Source organism: Streptomyces sp. NPDC008125, assembly GCF_042957125.1.
Taxonomy (GTDB): domain Bacteria; phylum Actinomycetota; class Actinomycetes; order Streptomycetales; family Streptomycetaceae; genus Streptomyces.
Map to the genome: position 1 here is coordinate 451,198 of NZ_JBIBHR010000004.1, position 19,997 is coordinate 471,194.

At 73.3% G+C, this 19,997-nt stretch carries 20 protein-coding genes; 10 read left to right on the forward strand and 10 right to left on the reverse strand.

Annotation, left to right across the window (positions count from 1 at the left end; translation table 11 throughout):
- Nucleotides 1-3: 3 nt before the first annotated feature.
- Entirely contained in the window at nucleotides 4-951 is a 948-nt protein-coding gene (gene deoC, locus ACFZAX_RS09840; protein WP_390960522.1) for a deoxyribose-phosphate aldolase, read from the reverse strand.
- A gap of 199 nt (nucleotides 952-1,150) precedes the next feature.
- Here deoC and ACFZAX_RS09845 point away from each other — a divergent pair, with 199 nt between their 5' ends.
- On the forward strand, nucleotides 1,151-1,768 hold the full coding sequence (locus ACFZAX_RS09845; protein ID WP_390960455.1) for a PH domain-containing protein: 618 nt from the start codon (nucleotides 1,151-1,153) through the stop codon (nucleotides 1,766-1,768).
- Between the two features lie 98 nt (nucleotides 1,769-1,866).
- Here the strand turns inward: ACFZAX_RS09845 and ACFZAX_RS09850 are convergent, their stop codons facing one another.
- The 3 genes from ACFZAX_RS09850 to ACFZAX_RS09860 all read right to left on the reverse strand — a co-directional run bounded on the left by ACFZAX_RS09850 (nucleotide 1,867) and on the right by ACFZAX_RS09860 (nucleotide 5,134).
- A complete protein-coding gene (locus ACFZAX_RS09850; protein ID WP_390960456.1) occupies nucleotides 1,867-3,528 on the reverse strand; it encodes a phospho-sugar mutase in 1,662 nt (553 codons plus the stop codon).
- 139 nt (nucleotides 3,529-3,667) lie between these two features.
- On the reverse strand, nucleotides 3,668-4,492 hold the full coding sequence (locus ACFZAX_RS09855; protein WP_390960457.1) for a purine-nucleoside phosphorylase: 825 nt from the start codon (nucleotides 4,490-4,492) through the stop codon (nucleotides 3,668-3,670).
- A 204-nt stretch (nucleotides 4,493-4,696) separates the two neighbouring features.
- Nucleotides 4,697-5,134, reverse strand: a complete 438-nt coding sequence (locus ACFZAX_RS09860) for a gamma-glutamylcyclotransferase (protein WP_275492381.1) — start codon at nucleotides 5,132-5,134, stop codon at nucleotides 4,697-4,699.
- Between the two features lie 274 nt (nucleotides 5,135-5,408).
- On the opposite strand from ACFZAX_RS09860, the gene ACFZAX_RS09865 reads away from it, so the two are divergent.
- Together ACFZAX_RS09865 and ACFZAX_RS09870 are read left to right on the forward strand one after the other, a co-directional pair.
- Entirely contained in the window at nucleotides 5,409-6,848 is a 1,440-nt protein-coding gene (locus ACFZAX_RS09865) for an NAD(P)H-quinone dehydrogenase (RefSeq protein WP_390960458.1), read from the forward strand.
- Nucleotides 6,849-7,109: 261 nt separating this feature from the next.
- Entirely contained in the window at nucleotides 7,110-8,078 is a 969-nt protein-coding gene (locus tag ACFZAX_RS09870; RefSeq protein ID WP_390960459.1) for a DeoR family transcriptional regulator, read from the forward strand.
- Between the two features lie 209 nt (nucleotides 8,079-8,287).
- Here the strand turns inward: ACFZAX_RS09870 and ACFZAX_RS09875 are convergent, their stop codons facing one another.
- Together ACFZAX_RS09875 and ACFZAX_RS09880 are read right to left on the reverse strand one after the other, a co-directional pair.
- The gene (locus ACFZAX_RS09875) at nucleotides 8,288-8,857 is read right to left on the reverse strand and encodes a TetR family transcriptional regulator (protein WP_390960523.1); all 570 of its coding nucleotides are present in this window, start codon (nucleotides 8,855-8,857) and stop codon (nucleotides 8,288-8,290) included.
- Between the two features lie 291 nt (nucleotides 8,858-9,148).
- Nucleotides 9,149-10,900 carry a biotin carboxylase N-terminal domain-containing protein gene (locus tag ACFZAX_RS09880; RefSeq protein ID WP_390960460.1) on the reverse strand — a complete coding sequence of 584 codons (1,752 nt, stop codon included), beginning with the start codon at nucleotides 10,898-10,900 and terminating at the stop codon, nucleotides 9,149-9,151.
- Nucleotides 10,901-11,267: 367 nt separating this feature from the next.
- On the opposite strand from ACFZAX_RS09880, the gene ACFZAX_RS09885 reads away from it, so the two are divergent.
- On the forward strand, nucleotides 11,268-11,768 hold the full coding sequence (locus ACFZAX_RS09885; protein WP_390960524.1) for a hypothetical protein: 501 nt from the start codon (nucleotides 11,268-11,270) through the stop codon (nucleotides 11,766-11,768).
- Here ACFZAX_RS09885 and ACFZAX_RS09890 read toward each other — a convergent pair.
- Nucleotides 11,749-12,360 carry a Maf family nucleotide pyrophosphatase gene (locus ACFZAX_RS09890; RefSeq protein WP_390960461.1) on the reverse strand — a complete coding sequence of 204 codons (612 nt, stop codon included), beginning with the start codon at nucleotides 12,358-12,360 and terminating at the stop codon, nucleotides 11,749-11,751. The genes ACFZAX_RS09885 and ACFZAX_RS09890 overlap by 20 nt on opposite strands.
- Before the next feature lie 179 nt (nucleotides 12,361-12,539).
- Here ACFZAX_RS09890 and ACFZAX_RS09895 point away from each other — a divergent pair, with 179 nt between their 5' ends.
- The 4 genes from ACFZAX_RS09895 (at nucleotide 12,540) to ACFZAX_RS09910 (ending at nucleotide 15,365) form a co-directional block, all read left to right on the forward strand.
- A complete protein-coding gene (locus tag ACFZAX_RS09895) occupies nucleotides 12,540-12,953 on the forward strand; it encodes a GntR family transcriptional regulator (RefSeq protein WP_390960462.1) in 414 nt (137 codons plus the stop codon).
- The gene (locus ACFZAX_RS09900; RefSeq protein WP_390960463.1) at nucleotides 12,928-13,833 is read left to right on the forward strand and encodes an ATP-binding cassette domain-containing protein; all 906 of its coding nucleotides are present in this window, start codon (nucleotides 12,928-12,930) and stop codon (nucleotides 13,831-13,833) included. Before ACFZAX_RS09895 ends, ACFZAX_RS09900 begins: the two co-directional genes overlap by 26 nt.
- A complete protein-coding gene (locus ACFZAX_RS09905) occupies nucleotides 13,830-14,744 on the forward strand; it encodes a hypothetical protein (RefSeq protein WP_390960464.1) in 915 nt (304 codons plus the stop codon). The genes ACFZAX_RS09900 and ACFZAX_RS09905 overlap by 4 nt, the downstream gene beginning before the upstream one ends.
- Nucleotides 14,745-14,816: 72 nt before the next feature.
- Complete coding sequence (locus tag ACFZAX_RS09910) at nucleotides 14,817-15,365, forward strand: hypothetical protein (RefSeq protein ID WP_390960465.1); 549 nt, start codon at nucleotides 14,817-14,819, stop codon at nucleotides 15,363-15,365.
- Between the two features lie 15 nt (nucleotides 15,366-15,380).
- Here the strand turns inward: ACFZAX_RS09910 and mmpB are convergent, their stop codons facing one another.
- From mmpB to ACFZAX_RS09925, 3 genes are all read right to left on the reverse strand, one after another.
- Nucleotides 15,381-15,509 (reverse strand): morphogenic membrane protein MmpB, encoded by a 129-nt coding sequence (gene mmpB, locus ACFZAX_RS09915; protein ID WP_390960466.1) that lies wholly within the window; start codon nucleotides 15,507-15,509, stop codon nucleotides 15,381-15,383.
- Between the two features lie 102 nt (nucleotides 15,510-15,611).
- On the reverse strand, nucleotides 15,612-15,821 hold the full coding sequence (locus ACFZAX_RS09920; protein WP_390960467.1) for an acyl-CoA carboxylase epsilon subunit: 210 nt from the start codon (nucleotides 15,819-15,821) through the stop codon (nucleotides 15,612-15,614).
- Nucleotides 15,822-15,863: 42 nt separating this feature from the next.
- Nucleotides 15,864-17,444, reverse strand: a complete 1,581-nt coding sequence (locus ACFZAX_RS09925; protein WP_390960468.1) for a carboxyl transferase domain-containing protein — start codon at nucleotides 17,442-17,444, stop codon at nucleotides 15,864-15,866.
- A 170-nt stretch (nucleotides 17,445-17,614) separates the two neighbouring features.
- Here ACFZAX_RS09925 and ACFZAX_RS09930 point away from each other — a divergent pair, with 170 nt between their 5' ends.
- On the forward strand, nucleotides 17,615-18,487 hold the full coding sequence (locus ACFZAX_RS09930; RefSeq protein ID WP_390960469.1) for a biotin--[acetyl-CoA-carboxylase] ligase: 873 nt from the start codon (nucleotides 17,615-17,617) through the stop codon (nucleotides 18,485-18,487).
- A 270-nt stretch (nucleotides 18,488-18,757) separates the two neighbouring features.
- Nucleotides 18,758-19,963, forward strand: a complete 1,206-nt coding sequence (locus tag ACFZAX_RS09935) for an adenylate/guanylate cyclase domain-containing protein (protein WP_390960470.1) — start codon at nucleotides 18,758-18,760, stop codon at nucleotides 19,961-19,963.
- Nucleotides 19,964-19,997: the final 34 nt, after the last annotated feature.

Sequence of the window (19,997 nt, forward strand, 5' to 3'; positions counted from 1 at the left end):
GGATCAGTCCACCGTCACGTAATCGGGGCCGGAGTAACGGCCGGTGCTGAGCTTCTGGCGCTGCATCAGCAGGTCGTTCAGCAGGCCGGAGGCGCCGAACCGGAACCAGTGGTTGTCCAGCCAGTCCTCGCCCGCGGTCTCGTTGACCAGGACCAGGAACTTGACCGCGTCCTTGGTCGTACGGATGCCGCCCGCGGGCTTCACCCCGACCTGCACGCCGGTCTGGAGCCGGAAGTCGCGGACGGCCTCCAGCATCAGCAGGGTGTTCGCGGGGGTGGCGTTGGTCGCGACCTTGCCGGTCGACGTCTTGATGAAGTCGGCCCCGGCCAGCATCCCCAGCCAGGAGGCCCGGCGGATGTTGTCGTACGTGGAGAGCTCGCCGGTCTCGAAGATGACCTTGAGGCGGGCGGTGCCGCACTCGGCCTTCACGGCCGTGATCTCCTCGTACACCTTGAGGTAGTGGCCCGCCAGGAACGCGCCCCGGTCGATCACCATGTCGATCTCGTCGGCCCCGGCCGCCACCGCGTCGCGGACGTCCGCGAGCTTGACGTCGAGCGCCGCACGGCCGGCCGGGAAGGCCGTCGCCACGGACGCCACCTTCACGTCGGAGCCGGCCAGCGCGGCGACGGCGGTCGCCGCCATGTCGGGATAGACGCAGACCGCGGCGGTGCGCGGGGTCGTCCGGTCGGTCGGGTCGGGATGCAGGGCCTTGGCGCACAGCGCCCGGACCTTGCCCGGGGTGTCCGCGCCTTCCAGCGTCGTCAGGTCGATCATCGAGATGGCGAGATCGATGGCGTACGCCTTGGCCGTCGTCTTGATCGACCGGGTGCCGAGCGAGGCGGCGCGCGCTTCCAGGCCGACGGCGTCGACGCCGGGCAGCCCGTGCAGGAAGCGGCGCAGCGCACCGTCGGACGCGGTCGCGCCGGAGAATGCGGGTGCAGTGGTGGGCATGGTCACCAGAGGAGCATATCTACGCGCGTAGCAGCCTGTACAGGGGGGTAAGGACCACCACACGCCTCCGCGCGGGCGCCCCGCACGCCCGGTACGCGCGCTCTCCGGGCCACTCCCGCACCTGAGCTACCGCGTATCCGCGCCGCCCCGCACCGGAGCCACTCCGCACCCGCGCCCGGGCGTCAGGCACAATCGGGCCATGACGAGCTCCACGCCCCCTGGCGAGCCCACCTACGCCGACCGGACCTACCGGTCCACCCCCGCGACGGTGACAGGCGTCCTGCTGCTCCTGCTGCTCGCCTGGCTGCTCGGCGACGCGCTCGTCAACGGGGAGGGGCGCGCGCCCTGGCTGGCGCTCGCGGGCGCGGTGCTGGTCGCGCCGCTGGTCGTCGCCTTCACGCTGCGCCCCGCCGTACTCGCCGGAGCCCGCCACGTCCTGATCCGCAACCCGTTCCGCACCATCGTGCTGCCGTGGTCGCGGATGGCGGACGTCCGCGCCGCGTACTCCACCGAGCTGTTCACCACGGACGGGAAGAAGTACCAGGTATGGGCGCTGCCCGTCTCGCTGCGCGACCGCAAGCGGGCGGTGCGCCAGTCGTCCGCCGCCCGGCGCGAAGGCGCGGCGGCGAAGCAGGTGCGCCCCGCGGTGGCCGACCGGGCGGTCGGGGAACTGCGCACGCTCGCCGAGGAGGACGCCGCCACCCGGGGTGCCGCCGGCGCCCAGGAGGTGACTGCCTCGGTGCGCTGGGCGTGGGAGATCATCGGCCCCGCCGTCGCGGGCGGTCTCGCCCTGGTGGTGCTCTTCGCCACGACGTGACGCCCGCGTGTCGCGCGGGACGCGTACGAGAGCGGGCCGGTGCCTCCCCGTGGAGGTACCGGCCCGCTCCGCTCGTACGTGCGCCCGGGGGCGGCGGGTCAGATGCCGGCCGCGGCGGAGAGGTCCCGCCTGATCCCGGCGAGCAGTTCGGCCGCCCGGGCCCGCGCGGCCGGCAGCCCGTCCGCCGAGGCGACCGGCACGACGACCTCCAGGTAGCACTTGAGCTTCGGCTCGGTCCCGCTCGGGCGGACGATCACCCGGGCGCCGTCCAGGCGGTAGCGCAGCCCGTCCGTGGGCGGGAGCTCGGCCGACCCCTTCGAAAGGTCCTCGGCCGAGGTGACGGCCAGCCCCGCCAGCGCGGTCGGCGGCTGCTCGCGGAGCCGGTGCATGGCGTCGGCGATGACCGACAGGTCCTCCACCCGGACCGACAGCTGGTCGGTCGCGTGCAGCCCGTGCGCGAGGGCCAGGTCGTCCAGCAGGTCGAGCAGCGTCCGGCCGCGCTCCTTGAGCACCGAGGCCAGCTCGGTGACGAGCAGCGCGGCGGTGATGCCGTCCTTGTCCCGTACGCCGTCCGGGTCGACGCAGTAGCCGAGCGCCTCTTCGTAGCCGTACCGCAGTCCGTCCACGCGGGCGATCCACTTGAAGCCGGTGAGCGTCTCCTCGTACCCGAGTCCGGCCCGTTCGGCGATCCGGCCCAGCAGTGAGGAGGAGACGATCGAGGCGGCGAGGACACCCTCGGCGCCCCGGTCCACCAGGTGCGCGGCGAGCAGCGCGCCGACCTCGTCGCCGCGCAGCATCCGCCAGCCGCCCCCGGCCGCCGGGTCCGGGACGGCGACGGCGCAGCGGTCCGCGTCCGGGTCGTTGGCGATGATCAGATCGGGGTCCGTCCGGCGCGCGGTCGCGAAGGCGAGGTCCATCGCGCCCGGCTCCTCCGGGTTGGGGAACGCGACGGTCGGGAACGCCGGGTCGGGTTCGGCCTGCTCGGCGACGAGTACCGGCGCGGGGAACCCGGCCCGCTCGAACGCGGCGGTCAGCACCGAGGTGCCGACGCCGTGCAGCGCCGTGTGGACGGTCCGGGCGGTGCGCGGGGAGCCGGCGGAGAGCACGGCGTCGGTACGGGCCAGGTAGGCGTCCAGGACCTCGTCGCCGAGGACCTCCCAGCCGTCCTCGGGCCGGTCCACCCCGGCGAGCGGGCCGACCGCCGCGATGGCGGCGGCGATCTCCGCGTCGGCCGGGGGCACGATCTGCGAGCCGTCGCCGAGGTAGACCTTGTAGCCGTTGTCGCGCGGCGGATTGTGGCTCGCGGTGACCTCGACGCCCGCGACGGCACCCAGGTGCCGTATGGCGAACGCCAGTACCGGGGTGGGGAGCGGGCGCGGCAGGACGGCGGCGCGGAGCCCGGCGCCGGTCATCACGGCGGCGGTGTCCCGGGCGAAGTCGGCCGAGCGGTAGCGCGCGTCGTATCCGATCACGACGAGCCCGGCGTCCTGCCCGGGCGATTCCTGGGCCTTGAGGTACGCGGCGAGACCCGCCGCGGCCCGGATCACCACGGCCCGGTTCATCCGCATCGGACCGGCGCCCAGCTCCCCGCGCAGACCGGCGGTGCCGAACTGGAGGGTGCCGGCGAAGCGCGCGGCGAGGTCGGCGCGGGCCTCGGGACCGTCCGTGGCGATCAGCCGCCCCAGCTCCTCCCGCGTCTCGGGGTCCGGGTCCTCGGCCTGCCAGGCCCTGGCCCGTTCGAGGAGGTCGTCGTGGTGCACGGGGTCCACCTTTCGGGGAATGCGGGGGTGCCGGTGGTGCGGGGAGTGCCGGGGGAGCGGATGGCGCGGCCCGGGGGCGGCCCGTCCCGTCGTGCGGGGCGGAGCGCCACCGGGCCGGCCGGACGCGTTTTCCGGCCGGTCAGATGCGTTCGAGCACGCGGGCCAGCAGGTCGCCCATGCGCGCGGCCGAGTCACGGCCGGCCTGCAGGACCTCTTCGTGGTTGAGCGGTTCGCCGGACAGGCCCGCGGCGAGGTTGGTCACCAGCGAGATGCCGAGCACCTCCGCGCCCGCCTCGCGCGCGGCGATGGCCTCCAGCACGGTGGACATGCCGACCAGGTCGCCGCCCATCGCACGGACCATGCCGATCTCGGCCGGGGTCTCGTAGTGCGGGCCGGGGAACTGCACGTACACGCCCTCTTCCAGCGAGGGGTCGATCTCCTGGCAGAGCGCCCGCAGCCGGGGGGAGTACAGGTCGGTCAGGTCGACGAAGTTGGCGCCGATGATCGGGGAGGTGGCCGTGAGGTTGATGTGGTCGCCGATCAGCACCGGCTGGCCGGGGCGCATGCCCTCGCGCAGACCGCCGCAGCCGTTCGTCAGCACGACGGTCCGGCAGCCCGCCGCCACCGCCGTACGGACGCCGTGGGCGACGGCGGCGACGCCGCGTCCCTCGTAGAAGTGGGTGCGGCCGAGGAAGACCAGCACGCGCTTCCCGCCGATGCGGTAGGAGCGGACCGTGCCGCCGTGCCCCTCGACCGCCGGGGGCGGGAATCCGGGCAGGTGCGTCACCGGGAACTCGGCGTCCGGGATACCGAGCGCATCGCCCGCGGGCCCCCAGCCGGACCCCATCACGAGGACCACGTCGTGGGTCTCGGCGCCGGTCAGCTCCCGCAGCCTGGCGGCGGCCTCGGCGGCCACCGCGTGCGGGTCGTCCTGGATGTTGTCCGGAATAACAGATGCGTTCACCGGACGAGGGTAACCGCTGAATCCCTACGCGCGTAGATGGACCGGCACACCATCTGTCCGATCCTTTCGTATTTTCGTACGACGAGAGGCGGCAGACCGGTGAACGGAAGGGGCCCGTGGGGGTGGGCGAGGCTCCTCGGGCGGGTGCGGCGAGGGCGTGTCCCCGACGTGCCGGCGTCCGGCGGTCGCCGGCTCCGGAACGCGTCAGCAGGGGCGCTTGCGCAGCTCCATCACGTAGTCGTGCGGGGCTCCGGCCGACTCCGCCGCGTCGGCCACCTCGCCGAGGTAGCGGGCGGAGGGCAGACCCCCCTCGTAGCCGTTGAGCACGTACATCCAGGCCGGCTCCTCGCCGTCCAGGGTGTGCACGCGCACCCGCATCCGCCGGTAGATGTCGAGGCCGACACCCTCCCAGCGGTCCAGCGAGTCCTCGTCCATCGGCGCGACGTCGTACAGCGCGACGAACACCTGGGAGCGCGGCGCTTCGACGACCGTCGCCAGCGCCCCTTCCCAGCCCATCTGCTCCCCGCCGAAGGTCAGCCGCCAGCCGTTGAGCCAGCCCGTACCGCGCAGCGGGGAATGCGGTGCGCGGCGCGTCATCAGCCGCGCGTCGAGGTTGCCGGCGTACGCGGCGTAGAGCGACATGAGTCCGAGGGTACGGGAGATGCGGAGCGACGCGCCGGACTCCTCGCGGGAACAGCCCGGGAGAGCGAACGGCGCACGGCCGCACGGATGCGTTCCGGCCACCCCGCCCGAGCTGCGAGGACGGCTCCGCCGCCCGGATGGAGGGACCCGGGGCGAAGCACTTTGGCGCGTGCGGGACAATGGAGTACGTACTGCATTCCCCCGGGGCGATCCCCCGGACCCCGGCCGGGACGGCAGACGGCCGCGGGATGACACCACGCGAGGCGGACATTTCGTGACCAGGATCGTGATCATCGGCGGCGGCCCCGGCGGCTACGAGGCGGCACTGGTCGGCACCCAGCTCGGGGCGGACGTCACCGTCGTCGACTGCGACGGCCTCGGCGGCGCGTCCGTACTCACCGACTGCGTCCCCTCCAAGACCCTGATCGCCACCGCCGAGGTCATGACGACCTTCGACTCCTCCTACGAGGAGCTGGGCATCATCGTCGCCGACGACACCCCGGCCCTGGAGCAGGCCGCCCGGGTGGTCGGCGTCGACCTCGGCAAGGTGAACCGCCGTGTCAAGCGCCTCGCGCTGGCCCAGTCCCACGACATCACCGCCTCCGTCACCCGGGCCGGCGCCCGGGTGATGCGCGGCCGCGGACGCCTGGAGGGCCTGCAGGCCGCCGACGGCTCCCGCCAGGTCGTGGTGACCGCCGCCGACGGCAGCGAGGAGCGGCTCACCGCCGACGCGGTGCTGATCGCCACCGGCGGCCACCCCCGCGAGATCCCGGACGCGCAGCCCGACGGCGAGCGCATCCTCAACTGGACCCAGGTCTACGACCTCGACGAGCTCCCCGAGGAGCTCATCGTGGTCGGCTCCGGCGTCACCGGCGCCGAGTTCGCCGGTGCCTACCAGGCGCTCGGCTCCCGGGTCACCCTCGTCTCCTCCCGCGACCGGGTGCTGCCGGGCGAGGACCCGGACGCCGCCGCCGTGCTGGAGGACGTGTTCCGCCGCCGCGGCATGAACGTCATGGCCCGCTCCCGCGCCCAGGCCGCCAAGCGGGTCGGCGACCGGGTCGAGGTCACCCTGGCGGACGGCCGGGTCATCTCCGGCACGCACTGCCTGATGGCGGTCGGCGCGATCCCGAACACCGAGGGCATGGGCCTGGAGGAAGCGGGCGTCCACCTCAGGGAGTCCGGCCACATCAAGACCGACAAGGTCTCCCGGACCAGCGCCCCCGGCGTCTACGCCGCCGGTGACGTCACGGGCGTCTTCGCGCTGGCCTCGGTCGCCGCGATGCAGGGCCGGATCGCGATGTACCACTTCCTCGGCGACGCGGTGGCCCCGCTGAACCTCAAGGCCGTGTCCTCCAACGTCTTCACCGACCCGGAGATCGCCACCGTCGGCTACACCCAGGCCGACGTGGACGCGGGCAGGATCGAGGCCCGGGTCGTCAAGCTCCCGTTGCTGCGCAACCCGCGCGCCAAGATGCTCGGCATCCGCGACGGCTTCGTCAAGATCTTCTGCCGCCCCGGCACCGGCATCGTGGTCGGCGGCTGCGTCGTCGCGCCGCGCGCCAGTGAGCTGATTCATCCGATTTCGGTCGCGGTCGACAACAACTTGACGGTGGAACAGATCGCGAACGCGTTCACCGTGTACCCGTCCCTGTCGGGTTCGATCGCCGAGGTCGCGCGCCAGCTGCACACCCGGAAGCTCGACGGCGAGGTCTAGTCACCCCGCGCGACCGCCCCCGCGCGCCGGCAACTGCCGTCGTGACGGGGGCTGTTGGGCAACGGACGGATCGCATCTGACCGCTCCCCGACCAGTTGTGTGCACGTTCCAGTCAATCCGGGGGCGACGGACGGCGACTCCGCGGGCAAGTCTGACAACATCGGGCTCGCGTATATCACTTGATGACCCACTTCGTTGCCAACTTCTGCAATTCGGCCCAATGCGCTGAAAACGCGCGCGGGTCAGGTTACTGTCAGTTCTGTGTTCGCTGCAGAACGTCGTCAATTGATCCTCGAAATGGTGCGCGCCAACGGGGCGGTATCGCTCCGTGAGCTCGCCCGCGTCGTCCAGACCTCCGAAGTGACCGTACGGCGGGACGTGCGGGCACTGGAGGCAGAAGGACTCCTCGACCGCCGGCACGGCGGTGCGGTCTTGCCGGGCGGTTTTACGCGGGAGTCCGGCTTTCCGCAGAAATCCCATCTCTCGTCCGCGGAGAAGACGGCCATCGCCGACGCGGCGGCCGCACTGGTCGGTGAGGGCGAGGCCATCGTCGTCGGCGCCGGTACGACCACGCAGGAGCTGGCCCGCCGGCTCGCGCGGGTGCCCGGCCTCACCGTCGTCACCAACTCCCTGCTGGTCGCCCAGGCCTTGGCCCATGCCAACCGCGTGGAGGTCGTGATGACCGGCGGCACCCTGCGCGGGAGCAACTACGCCCTGGTGGGCAGCGGGGCCGAGCAGTCCCTCCAGGGGCTGCGGGTCTCCCGGGCCTTCCTCTCCGGGAGCGGGCTGACGGCCGAGCGCGGACTCTCCACGTCCAACATGCTCTCGGCCAGCGTCGACCGGGCCCTGGTGCAGGCCGCCGCCGAGGTCGTCGTACTCGCCGACCACACCAAGCTGGGCGCCGACACCATGTTCCAGACGGTTCCCACGGAACTGGTCACCCGGCTGGTCACCGACGAACCACCGCTGCACGACGAGCGGGCCGCCGCCGAGATCCAGGCCCTGGCCGACCAGGGCGTGGAGATCACCCTGGCGGGCGGCGACGCCGACTCCGGCCCCACCGGCCTGGAGAGCGCCCCGCCGAACGGCAGACCCCGGCGCGACATGCCGCTGCCGGGCCAGCGCCGCACCCAGAACGGCGGCCTGGGACAGCAGCTGCGCGGCGCCGCGGTGCTCGCAGACCCCGGACCCCCGGAGCGCGCCCGCGTCGCGGACCTGCGGCGGCGCTGAGGGGCGGGACACCGGGCCGTTCCGCCGACGCTCCGGCGTGCGTGCGTGCGTGCGTGCGTGCGTGCGTGCCGCGCGGCGGCGGGCCGGACACCCGAAGGACTCGAACCGGACCGTCACGTAGACGTAGCCGATCCGGACGCGCCCGTCCGCCGCCGGTTCGGGACCGCCGCCCGCAGGGCCCGACGGGGATCTCGGGGCGGTACCGGGCCTCAGGCCCCCGGCGCCCCCTCCGGCCTGCTCTTGAGCCCCTGGAGTGTCAGCAGGAGCAACCGGTCGGCCAGCTCCGGGTCCTCGGGGTTCTGCTCGGCGGCCAGTGCGATGGCGTTGGTCAGCTGCATCAGATCGTCGATCGACGCGTCCGCCCGCACGGCCCCGCTCTCCTGCGCCCGTGCCAGCAGCCGGGCCCCCGCCTCCCGCAGCGGTATGTGACAGGGGGCCAGGGCCGAGGTGTCGTCCCGCGAGGCGGTGAGCAGCGCCCGGGCCAGTCCCCGGTATTCGCCCGCGTGCCGGACGATGCAGCCGAGCCACTCCACCAGGGCGTGGCAGGGCTGCTCGGCCCGTGCCAGGGCGTACGAGCGGTCGAGCAGGTCCTTCAGCGCGTCCTGGAAGACCGCGTTCATCAGCGCGGGCCGGGTGGGGAAGTGCCGGTACAGCGTGCCGATCCCGACGCCCGCGCGCCGGGCGAGGTCCTCCAGCGAGGCGTCGGTGCCCTGTTCGGCGAAGAGAGTACGGGCCTCGCCGACCAGCCGGTCGTGGTTGCGGCGGGCGTCGGCGCGCATCGGCCGTCCGGGCGCGGGGACGGGCACGGGCGAACCCGGACCTGCCCCGTCGGGGTCCGGAATCGGTGCCGCGCTCGGCGGCGTCACGCTGGCCATGGTGGGTCGTCCTCCCGGGTCTCCTCGGCTCCAGGATGCCACCGCCCCCGCCCGGGCCCGCCCCCGGACCGGGTCCTGGGCCCTTCGCCCCCGCGCACGGGGCCGGAACGCACCGGGGCCCCGCCCGGTCCGTACGGGGTGGGCGTACGGACCGGGCGGGGCCCCGAGGGGAGAGCCCGAGGGCAGTCCCGCAGGTCAGTCCTTGATCTCGCAGATCGCGGCGCCGGACGACAGCGAGCTGCCGACCTGGGCGCTGAGGCCCTTGATCGTGCCGGAGCGGTGCGCGTTGAGCGGCTGCTCCATCTTCATGGCCTCCAGGACGACGACGAGGTCGCCCTCCTTGACCTCCTGGCCCTCCTCCACGGCCACCTTGACGATGGTGCCCTGCATGGGGGAGGCGAGGGTGTCGCCCGAGGCCGCGGAGCCGGCCTTCTTCGCCGCGCGCCGCTTCGGCTTCGCGCCGGCCGCCAGGCCGGTGCGTGCCAGGCTCATGCCCAGCGACGAGGGGAGCGAGACCTCCAGGCGCCGGCCGCCGACCTCGACGACGACGATCTCCCGGTTGCCCTCGTCCTCGTCCGCCTCGGCGGGCGTGGTGAAGGGCTTGATCTCGTTGACGAACTCGGTCTCGATCCAGCGCGTGTGGATGCGGAACGGGTCCGAGGTGAACGCCGGGTCCACCACGACCGCGCGGTGGAACGGGATGGCGGTGGCCATGCCCTCGACGGTGAACTCGCCGAGCGCGCGGGCGGCGCGCTGGAGCGCCTGCTCACGGGTGGCACCGGTGACGATCAGCTTCGCCAGGAGCGAGTCCCAGGCGGGGCCGATGACGCTGCCGGACTCGACACCCGCGTCGAGCCGGACACCGGGGCCGGTCGGCGCGTCGAAGGTGGTGACGGTGCCCGGGGCGGGCAGGAAGCCCCGGCCCGGGTCCTCGCCGTTGATACGGAACTCGAACGAGTGACCGCGTACGGCCGGGTCGCCGTACCCCAGCTCCTCGCCGTCGGCGATCCGGAACATCTCGCGGACCAGGTCGAGGCCGGTGACCTCTTCGGTGACCGGGTGCTCCACCTGGAGCCGGGTGTTGACCTCCAGGAAGGAGATCGTGCCGTCCGTGCCGACGAGGAACTCGACCGTGCCGGCGCCGACGTAGCCGGCCTCCTTCAGGATCGCCTTCGACGCGGCGTACAGCTGGGCGTTCTGCTCCTCGGTGAGGAAGGGGGCCGGGGCCTCCTCGACCAGCTTCTGGTGGCGGCGCTGGAGCGAGCAGTCGCGGGTGGAGACGACGACGACGTTGCCGTGCTGGTCGGCCAGGCACTGGGTCTCGACGTGGCGCGGCTTGTCGAGGTAGCGCTCGACGAAGCACTCGCCCCGCCCGAACGCCGCGACGGCCTCACGGACGGCGGAGTCGTAGAGCTCCGGGACCTCTTCGAGGGTGCGGGCGACCTTCAGGCCGCGTCCGCCACCGCCGAAGGCGGCCTTGATGGCGATGGGCAGGCCGTGCTCCCGCGCGAACGCCACGACCTCGTCGGCGCCCGAGACCGGGTCCGGGGTGCCGGCGACGAGCGGGGCACCGGCGCGCTGGGCGATGTGCCGGGCGGCGACCTTGTCGCCGAGGTCGCGGATCGCGTGCGGCGGCGGGCCGATCCAGGTCAGCCCGGCGTCCAGCACCGCCTGCGCGAACTCCGCGTTCTCGGACAGGAATCCGTACCCCGGGTGGATCGCGTCCGCGCCCGAGTCGGCGGCGGCGCGCAGCACCTTGGCGATGTCCAGGTAGCTGGACGCCGGGGTGTCACCGCCCAGCGCGAACGCCTCGTCGGCCGCGCGGACGTGCAGAGCGTCCCGGTCCGGATCGGCGTAGACGGCGACGCTGGCGATCCCGGCGTCCCGGCAGGCCCGAGCGACGCGGACAGCGATTTCGCCACGGTTGGCGATGAGCACCTTGCGCACGATGACTCCCTCCTAGGAACAAGCTGAGTTTAGGGACTACCAACACGGCCGTACGACTCGTCCCCAGTGGTGAGCTTGCCCACACGGAGTGTGATTTCGAGGCCTCCGAAGTCGCAAAATCCCTTGTCGGACCACGGTACGCCGCGATCCTTAACCGCACAGTAGCCACCAGGTGTGGTTCAGGTCTCTGTCCGTAGGTGCAACGACCGGTGGCTTTTCTTTGTCGGGTCCCCACGAATGGATGAAGAAATCCCTCGCCATGCGGCCGAAGGACCCCGACCGTGCGCACGCTCTTGTCCAGATGATTACCCGTTAGTAGGGTCCGCGGTGTCGGACGTAACTATGGGTAACAGGGGGTGGCGCCGTGGTGCGCAGACCGGTGGCCGTCGTGACCGCGCTCGTGCTCCTCGCCGAGGCCGCGGGGGTGGCGATCGTCAACACCGTCCTCGCCACCGTGGCGGAGAACCAGAACATGTCCCTGGCCGGGCTGGAGTCCGGGGTCATGAGTACCGGCGCCCGGGTGATGGGCGGCGTCTCGGCGGCGCTGCTGGTGATCGTCGCCCTCGTCGCACTGACCGCCGCGGTGCGCGACCGCTCCCCGGGCCGGGTGGGCCGGCTCGCGCTGATCCTCACCGCCGTTGCGCACGGGGTGCTCGGGGCCCTGGCGGTGGGCCTGGTCGGCTGGTTCGCCTTCGGCTGCCTGATGGTCGCGCTGGCGCTGCTCGTCGGCACGCTGATCGGCTACGACCCCGGGCGCCGGGCCCGTGGAGCCGAGGGTGACGGCGTGGACGGCTCCGGCGGCCCCGAGGGTCGCGCCCCTGTCGCGGAGCCCCCGGCCCCGCCTGTGATCAGGCCCACAACTCCGTGATGGAGACGTCCAGTTCGCCGAGAAGTCGGCGCAGCAGCGGCAACGAGAGCCCGATCACGTTGGAGTGGTCGCCCTCGATGGAGTCGATGAACGGGCCCGAGAGCCCGTCCAGGGTGAACGCCCCCGCGACGTACAGCGGTTCGCCCGTGGCCACGTAGGCGGCGATCTCGGCGTCGGTGGGCTCGCCGAAGCGGACGACGGTGGACGCGGTCGCGGACGCCGTACGGCCGCTCGCCCTGTCGATCACGCTGTGGCCGGTCCGCAGCACCCCCGCGCGCCCCCGCATCGCCCGCCAGCGGGCCGTGGCCTCCTCGGCGTCGGCGGGCTTGCCCAGCGCCTCCCCGTCCAGGTCCAGCACCGAGTCGCACCCGACGACCAGGGCCCCGGCCGTCTCGGGGAGCGCCGCCACCGCGTCGGCCTTCGCCCGCGCCAGCACGAGTGCCAGTTCGCCGGGGGTCGGGGCCGAGAGGGCGTCCTCGTCCACCCCGCTGACGATCTTCTCGGGGGCGAAGCCCGCCTGCCGCAGCAGGCCGAGACGGGCGGGGGAGGCGGAGGCGAGCACGAGCCGGCGCTGAGCAGTCATGCCGGACATCGTAGGTCCCGGGGCGGGTGCCGCCCGTGGTGCCCGGGCGCCCCTCGTGCGGCGGTGACGGGTCACCGGGCCGCACGTCCCTCCGTGCGTGGGTCCGTCCGCCGTCCGGTCGCCTTGACGTGCCCGGACCCTTCAATGCATCATTGAACTAGTTCATTGGTCATACGGGAGGTGACGCCATGGGGTTCGCCTTCAGGATCGACCGGCGCAGCGGCGTGCCGAACTACGTCCAGATCATCCAGCAGGTCCAGCAGGCGCTCCGACTGGGTCTGCTGAAGCCGGGAGACCGGCTGCCCACCGCCCGGGCGGTGGTGGAGGCGACCGCCCTCAACCCCAACACCGTGCTCAAGGCCTACCGCGAGCTGGAGTCCCAGGGGCTGGTCGAGACCCGGCGCAGGCACGGGACCTTCGTCACCGGCACCCTCGGCGCGTCCTCGGCCGACTCGCCCTGGCGGGCGGCGCTCGCGGACGTGGCCGCCCGGGCCGCCGCCGAGGGCGCCGAACGCGACGACCTCGCCGCCCTGTTCGCCGACGTGCTGGACGACCTCTACCCTCCGAAGGAATCCGATGCCCTTCCCCACCAGCAGCCCTGACGCAGCGCTCGCCGCCCGCGGGGTCACCCGGAGATTCGGGCGCAAGGGGCGCGACGTCCTCGACGACTGCACCTTCGACGTGCCCGCAGGCGGCATATCCGCCCTGGTGGGACCCAACGGCGCAGGGAAATCGACCCTGTTGGAGCTGGCGGCCGGTATGCGGCGGCCCACGTCGGGAACGCTGGACGTCCTGGGCGGACCGCCGGCGGCCGGGCACCCGCGGGTCGCGTACCTGGCCCAACACCGCCCCCTGTTCCCCCGGTTCACGGTCGGCGAGACGCTGCGCCTGGGCGCGGCGACCAACGAGGCCAACTGGGACGCGGAGTTGGCCGGGCGGATCGCGGAGCCCCTGGGGGACGACCGGGTCGGGACCCTTTCCGGCGGCCAGCGCACCCGGCTGGCCCTGGCCCTCGCCCTCGGCAAGCGCGCCGACCTGCTGCTGCTGGACGAGCCGATGGCCGACCTCGACGTGCTGGCGCGACAGGAGGTGATGGGGCTGCTCATGGCGCACGTCGCCGACACCGGCACCACCGTGGTGATGTCCTCGCACATCATCTCCGAGCTGGCCGACGTCTGCGACCACCTGCTCCTGCTCGACCGGGGCGCGGTCCGGCTCAGCGGCGACATCGACGAACTGACCTTCTCCCACGCGGTGGTGACCGTGCCCGGCGGCCCCGACCGCCTCGGCGGTCACACCGTCGTCGAGGCCCGCCCGGCCGGACGTGGCACCAGCGCCCTCATCCGCTCCGCCGGCCCGCTGCCCACCGGGTGGGACGCGCGGACCCCCTCGCTGGAGGAGCTGGTCCTCGCCCACCTCACCCCCGCCGCCCCCGGCCACGCCGCCACCCCGGCCGCCCTCAGCAAGGAACACGCCGCATGAGCGCCACCACCACCGCCCCGACCCGGCCCACCCGCGCGCCCGGACGCCGCCTGCCGCTCGTGCTCATCGCGCTGCGGCAGTACCGGTGGGTCGCGCTCGTCCTCGCCCTGGCGGCCGTCCGGGTCTGCGCCACGGTCCTCCACCACTACGGCAGTTGGGCCGACGCCATAGCCCTGCGCGACCGTGTCGGCGGCCAGGAGTACCACTTCGGGCGTTACGCGCACGACGCCCACCAGGTGACCGGGCAGCTCGTGAACGACGGCGCGTCCCTCGCCTTCCAGCCCGCCCTGCTCGCCGCGATCGTCACCGCCGTGCTGACCGCGCGGGAGTGGGAGAGCCGGCGGGTCGTCCTCGCGCTGACCCAGTCGGTCACGCCCCGGCGGTGGTTCACCGTCCGTTGGGCGGTCGTCGCGGCGATCCTCGCGGCGGTGACCATCCCCCCGGTCGTGCTGTACCGGATCAGCGCCGTGCACGGCTTCCGCCTCGGCCTGCTCACCTACGGCGCCGAGCGGCAGAACGCCTACTACACGATCGGCCCGGTGACCGTCGCCCACGTCCTCCTCGGAGTCGCGGCCGGCGCGCTGGCCGGCACGCTCCTGCGCCGCACCCTGCCGGCGCTCGTCGCGGCGCCCGTCCTCACCTGGCTGGTCGCCGGGGCGCTGGTCCGCTCCCGGGCGGTGCTGCTGGTGGACTTCCCCCTGTTCTCCAAGGTCGACGGGTTCCACCTGGGCGGCGTGCTCGGCCTCCAGTTCTACGACGCCCTCCCGCAGGACAGCTTCCTCATGAACGCCCTGAAGCCCGGCGACTACTGGGGCTACCAGATCGCCTCCAGCGTGCTGGTGCTCGCCGCCGCGGCCCTGCTCGCCGCCGCCGCACTCCGCGTACTGCGCCACCGCACCGCCCCCTACTGACCACCAGCGGCCGTGCGCCGGCCCCCCCCGGCGCCTCCGACTTCCGTGCTCTTCCACCGAAAGCAGACCGCCATGAAGGCTCATGCCGCCGACCACCAGCTCGACCTGGCCGGACCAGGTGCCCCGGAGGAGATCGACACGGCCGCCGTGGCGGGGGACCGGCCGGACGGAGAGGCCCCCTGGTGGAGCAGCCCCGGCCTGATCGTGGGGGGTCTGGCGGCCGGCAGCCTGGTGAGCGTCCTCAGCCGGCTCCCGTCGGGCGACGAGACCGCCGCCGTGGCGACCCTCCCCGTCTTCCTCCTGACCTTCGGCGCCGGCGTCGCGCTGTGCCTGTCGCCGTGGTGGAGCCGGAAGCGCAGGTGGATCGCCGTGGCCTGGCTCCTGCTGCCGAACCTGCTTCTCGCCCTCGGGATCGGGGCCACCGACAACCGGGCCATCCGCCTCACGCTGAGCGTCGTCTCGCTCGCCGTGCGCGCCGGCACGCTCTGGTGGATGTGGCACAACCGGAGCGCACCCGCCCCCGACCGCCACCGCTTCCCGCGCTGGGCCACGGTGCTGAGCTGGATCGCCGTGGGCGCCGTGGCCGTGGGCGAGACCGTCCTGTGGGCCGTCACGCTCTGAGCGCGGTCCGACGGCTCAGCGCAGGCCGACCACGAACATCCCCACCACCATGGCCAGCGCGAGCAGGAACCCCGCGCGCCGCAGCATCTCCTGGGCGTCGCGCAGTTCCTTCGGCGGGCGGTCGTCGGGGTCGGACCAGAGCATGCGTCCGATCCTGCTCCGCCCGCCGCGGTCCTGCCTGAGTACGGGTACTCAACCACCCGTTCGCCGGGGTCCGGTCACCCTCGGCGACCGGACCCCGGCCGCTCAGGCGGGCCAGTACGTGCGCGCCCAGGCCCCCGGCCCCGGCGACGGCCGGGCGGTGCGGGCGATCCGCGCCGGGTCGGACCACGGCGCGTGCGACGCGGGGGCCCCGGGGTCCGGCACCGCCGCCGCCGAAGCGGCGCGCGCCCGGACCACCGCGAGGGCGGCGGCGAGTTCCTCGGGGGTCGGGTTGCCCCGTACGACCCTGATCATGGTGGCTCCCATCCGTTCCGTGCTCGTGAACCCGCGCGCTTCCTACAGCGGGATGTTGCCGTGCTTCTTCGGCGGCAGGGACTCGCGCTTGGTGCGCAGCTGCCGGAGCGCCTTCACCACGTGCTTGCGGGTGTCCGAGGGCATGACCACCGCGTCCACGTAACCGCGTTCGGCCGCGACGTACGGGTTGAGCAGCGCGTCCTCGTACTCCGCCATCAGCTGCGCGCGGGTCGCCTCCGGGTCCTCGGCGGCCGCGATGGTGCGGCGGTGCAGGATGTTCACCGCGCCCTGCGCGCCCATGACGGCGATCTGGGCGGTCGGCCAGGCGAGGTTGACGTCGGCGCCCAGGTGCTTGGAGCCCATCACGTCGTACGCCCCGCCGAACGCCTTGCGGGTGATGACCGTGATCAGCGGGACGGTCGCCTCCGCGTAGGCGTAGATCAGCTTGGCGCCGCGGCGGATGATGCCGCCGTACTCCTGGTCCACGCCCGGCAGGAAGCCCGGCACGTCGACGAAGGTCAGCACCGGCACGTTGAACGCGTCGCAGGTACGGACGAAACGTGCGGCCTTCTCACTGGCGTCGATGTCCAGGCAGCCGGCGAACTGCATCGGCTGGTTGGCGACCACGCCCACCGGGTGGCCCTCCACACGGCCGAAGCCGGTGATGATGTTCGGCGCGAACAGCGCCTGGGTCTCCAGGAACTCGGCGTCGTCCAGCACGTGCTCGATGGCGGTGTGCATGTCGTACGGCTGGTTCGCCGAGTCCGGGATCAGCGTGTCGAGCTCGCGGTCCTCGTCCGTCGTCTCCAGGTCCGCCTCCTCCGGGAAGGCCGGAGGCTCGGAGAGGTTGTTGGAAGGGAGGTACGACAGAAGGGACTTGACGTACTCGATGGCGTCCTTCTCGTCGCCCGCGAGGTGGTGCGCCACACCGGAGGTGGTGTTGTGGGTACGGGCTCCGCCCAGCTCCTCGAAGCCGACGTCCTCGCCGGTGACGGTCTTGATGACGTCGGGCCCGGTGATGAACATGTGCGAGGTCTGGTCGACCATCACCGTGAAGTCGGTGATCGCGGGGGAGTAGACCGCGCCGCCCGCGCACGGGCCGACGATCAGCGAGATCTGCGGCACCACACCGGAGGCGTGCACGTTGCGCCGGAAGATCTCGGCGAACAGCCCGAGCGCCGCGACCCCTTCCTGGATGCGGGCGCCACCGCCGTCGTTGATGCCGATGACCGGGCAGCCGGTCTTCAGCGCGAAGTCCATGACCTTGACGATCTTCTCGCCGTAGACCTCGCCCAGCGAGCCGCCGAAGATCGTGAAGTCCTGCGAGTACACGCACACCGGGCGGCCGTCGACCGTGCCGTACCCGGTCACCACCCCGTCCCCGTACGGGCGGTTCTTCTCGATCCCGAAGTTGGTGGACCGGTGGCGGGCGAACTCGTCCAGCTCCACGAACGAACCCTCGTCCAGCAGCAGGTCCACCCGCTCCCGCGCGGTGAGCTTGCCCTTCGCGTGCTGCTTCTCGACCGCGCGCTCGGAACCCGCGTGGGTGGCTTCGCCGATACGGCGCTGCAGGTCCGCGATCTTGCCCGCGGTGGTGTGGATGTCGGTCTGCGGCTCGGACATCGGGTGGCGGCTCCCTGCCTGGTGACGGGACATGACGGGGCCCGGCCCCCGGGGACGGGCCCGGCACGCACCCGCGGGAAGCCCTCGTTCCTGTACAGCTACTGCCCCGTAGCGTATCGGCGGCCCCACGGATCGGCAGTGCGTCCTTTGCCACACCTAGGGTTACTTGCATGACACCTCCGGATGCGCCTTCGAACCGCTGGTCGGACCTGGACCGGCCGCCCCTGAACACCACCGCGCTCCGCCGCGGACTGCTGCGGCCGGGCGCGCTGTGGACCTCGCTCGACGTGGTCGAGGAGACCGGCTCCACCAACACCGACCTCGCCGCCCGGGCGGCCTCGGCGAACCCGCCCGCGGAGGGCGCGGTGCTCGTCGCCGAGGTGCAGAACGCCGGACGCGGCCGGCTCGACCGGGTCTGGACCGCCCCGCCGCGCTCCGGGCTCTTCCTCTCCGTCCACCTCACGCCCACCGACGTGCCGGTGGAGCACTGGGGCTGGCTGCCGCTGCTCACCGGGGTCGCCGCCGCGACCGGCCTGGCCCGCGCCGCCGGGGTGGACATGGCGCTGAAGTGGCCCAACGACCTGCTGGTGACCGTCGACGGCGTGGAGCGCAAGGCCGGCGGCATCCTCGCCGAACGCGCCGGGGACGGCGTCGTCGTCGGCCTCGGCATCAACGTCTCGCTCCGCGCCGACGAACTCCCCGCCCCCACCGCCGGCTCCCTCGCCCTCGCCGAGGCCGTCTCGCTCGACCGCGAGACCCTGCTGCGGGCCGTCCTGCGCTCGCTGGAGCAGTGGTACGGCGAGTGGCGCGCGGCGGGCGGCGACGCGGCCCGCAGCGGGCTCCAGGCGGCGTACGCGGCCGGCTGCGCCACGCTCGACCGCACCGTCAGGGCCGAGCTGCCGGGCGGCCGCTCGGTGGTCGGGCAGGCCGTCGCGATCGACGGCGACGGCCGTCTCGTCCTCTCCACCGGCGACGGACTCCAGCAGCCGGTCTCGGCGGGCGACATCGTGCACCTGCGCGGCGCGGCGGGCGGACTGGTCTGACGGCGGACGGCCGGAGCGGAGGAGGGCGCACGCATGTGTGTGGATCGTGCGCATGTGCGCGAGGGGGCGTACGGAGAGTGAACACGCGCCGCCCGGACGGGTGAACGCGGCGCGCGCCGGGGTGCGAAAGCGTGAGTTGTCACGTCCGACGCACCCGTACCGGGCCATCGGGGACGTGAGCCAGGGCACACCTGCCGTATCGTTGAGGCGATCCAGCGACAGATCACAGATCGCCGGGGCAGTGCGCAGGGAACGGGCAGGAGGCGGGCAGTGACCGTCGGTGACACGGGTTCGGACGCGGGCGCGAGGCCGCCGTCGGACCCCTCGGTCCATGCCACGCCCCATCACGAGGTCGATCACACGGCCGAACCGACCGACGACCCGCTGGCGATCCGGCTGGAACAGCTGATTCTCGGCGCCGAGCGCCAGTACACCCCCTTCCAGGCGGCCCGTACCGCCGGTGTCTCCATGGACCTGGCGTCGCGGTTCTGGCGCGCCATGGGCTTCGCCGACATCGGCCAGGCCAAGGCGCTCACCGAGGCCGACGTGCTGGCGCTGCGCCGCCTCGCCGGCCTCGTGGAGGCCGGGCTGCTCAGCGAGCCGATGGCCATCCAGGTGGCCCGCTCCACCGGCCAGACCACCGCCCGCCTCGCCGAATGGCAGATCGACTCCTTCCTGGAGGGCCTCACCGAGCCTCCCGAGCCGGGGATGACCCGCACCGAGGTCACGTACCCCCTGGTCGAACTGCTGCTGCCGGAGCTCCAGGAGTTCCTCGTCTACGTGTGGCGTCGCCAGCTGGCCGCCTCCACCGGGCGGGTCGTGCAGGCCCAGGACGACGAGGAGATGGTGGACCGGCGGCTCGCGGTGGGCTTCGCCGACCTGGTCGGGTTCACCCGGCTCACCCGGCGGCTGGAGGAGGAGGAGCTCGGCGAACTCGTCGAGGCCTTCGAGACGACCGCCGCCGACCTGGTGGCCGCGCACGGCGGCCGGCTGGTGAAGACCCTCGGCGACGAGGTGCTCTTCGCCGCCGACGACGCCGGTACGGCCGCCGAGATCGCGCTCCGGCTCATCGAGGCGATGTCCGCCGACACGACCATGCCCGCGCTGCGCGTGGGCATCGCCTTCGGCACCGTCACCACCCGGATGGGCGATGTCTTCGGCACCACCGTCAACCTGGCCAGCAGGCTCACCTCGATAGCCGCGAAGGACGCCGTCCTGGTGGACGGGGCGTTCGCCGAAGAGCTGATCCGTACGGGCGACTCCCCGGAGTCCGAGGCCAGGGCAGCCGAGGAGATCGCCGCCGCGGCCGAGCGGGCCCGGATCGCCGAGAAGGAGGGCCGGACGCTCACCGACGAGCCGCCGCTGCCCGCCTACCGCTTCCAGCTCCAGCCCATGTGGCAGCGGCCGGTACGCGGGCTCGGCGTGGTCGAGCCGTGGATGCTGACCCGGCGCGCCCCGCGCGAGGGCGGTCGCTGAGGCCGTTCCGGTTCGCCCCGGCCGCGCCCCGGCC

Coding starts and splice junctions, on each gene's coding strand:
- ACFZAX_RS09920 (WP_390960467.1), bottom strand. CDS start 15,821: ATGATCAGGGTCGTACGGGGCAACCCGACCCCCGAGGAACTCGCCGCC.
- ACFZAX_RS09900 (WP_390960463.1), top strand. CDS start 12,928: ATGCCCTTCCCCACCAGCAGCCCTGACGCAGCGCTCGCCGCCCGCGGG.
- ACFZAX_RS09845 (WP_390960455.1), top strand. CDS start 1,151: ATGACGAGCTCCACGCCCCCTGGCGAGCCCACCTACGCCGACCGGACC.
- ACFZAX_RS09930 (WP_390960469.1), top strand. CDS start 17,615: ATGACACCTCCGGATGCGCCTTCGAACCGCTGGTCGGACCTGGACCGG.
- ACFZAX_RS09910 (WP_390960465.1), top strand. CDS start 14,817: ATGAAGGCTCATGCCGCCGACCACCAGCTCGACCTGGCCGGACCAGGT.
- ACFZAX_RS09890 (WP_390960461.1), bottom strand. CDS start 12,360: ATGTCCGGCATGACTGCTCAGCGCCGGCTCGTGCTCGCCTCCGCCTCC.
- ACFZAX_RS09925 (WP_390960468.1), bottom strand. CDS start 17,444: ATGTCCGAGCCGCAGACCGACATCCACACCACCGCGGGCAAGATCGCG.
- ACFZAX_RS09875 (WP_390960523.1), bottom strand. CDS start 8,857: ATGCGCGCCGACGCCCGCCGCAACCACGACCGGCTGGTCGGCGAGGCC.
- mmpB (WP_390960466.1), bottom strand. CDS start 15,509: ATGCTCTGGTCCGACCCCGACGACCGCCCGCCGAAGGAACTGCGCGAC.
- ACFZAX_RS09905 (WP_390960464.1), top strand. CDS start 13,830: ATGAGCGCCACCACCACCGCCCCGACCCGGCCCACCCGCGCGCCCGGA.
- deoC (WP_390960522.1), bottom strand. CDS start 951: ATGCCCACCACTGCACCCGCATTCTCCGGCGCGACCGCGTCCGACGGT.
- ACFZAX_RS09860 (WP_275492381.1), bottom strand. CDS start 5,134: ATGTCGCTCTACGCCGCGTACGCCGGCAACCTCGACGCGCGGCTGATG.
- ACFZAX_RS09895 (WP_390960462.1), top strand. CDS start 12,540: ATGGGGTTCGCCTTCAGGATCGACCGGCGCAGCGGCGTGCCGAACTAC.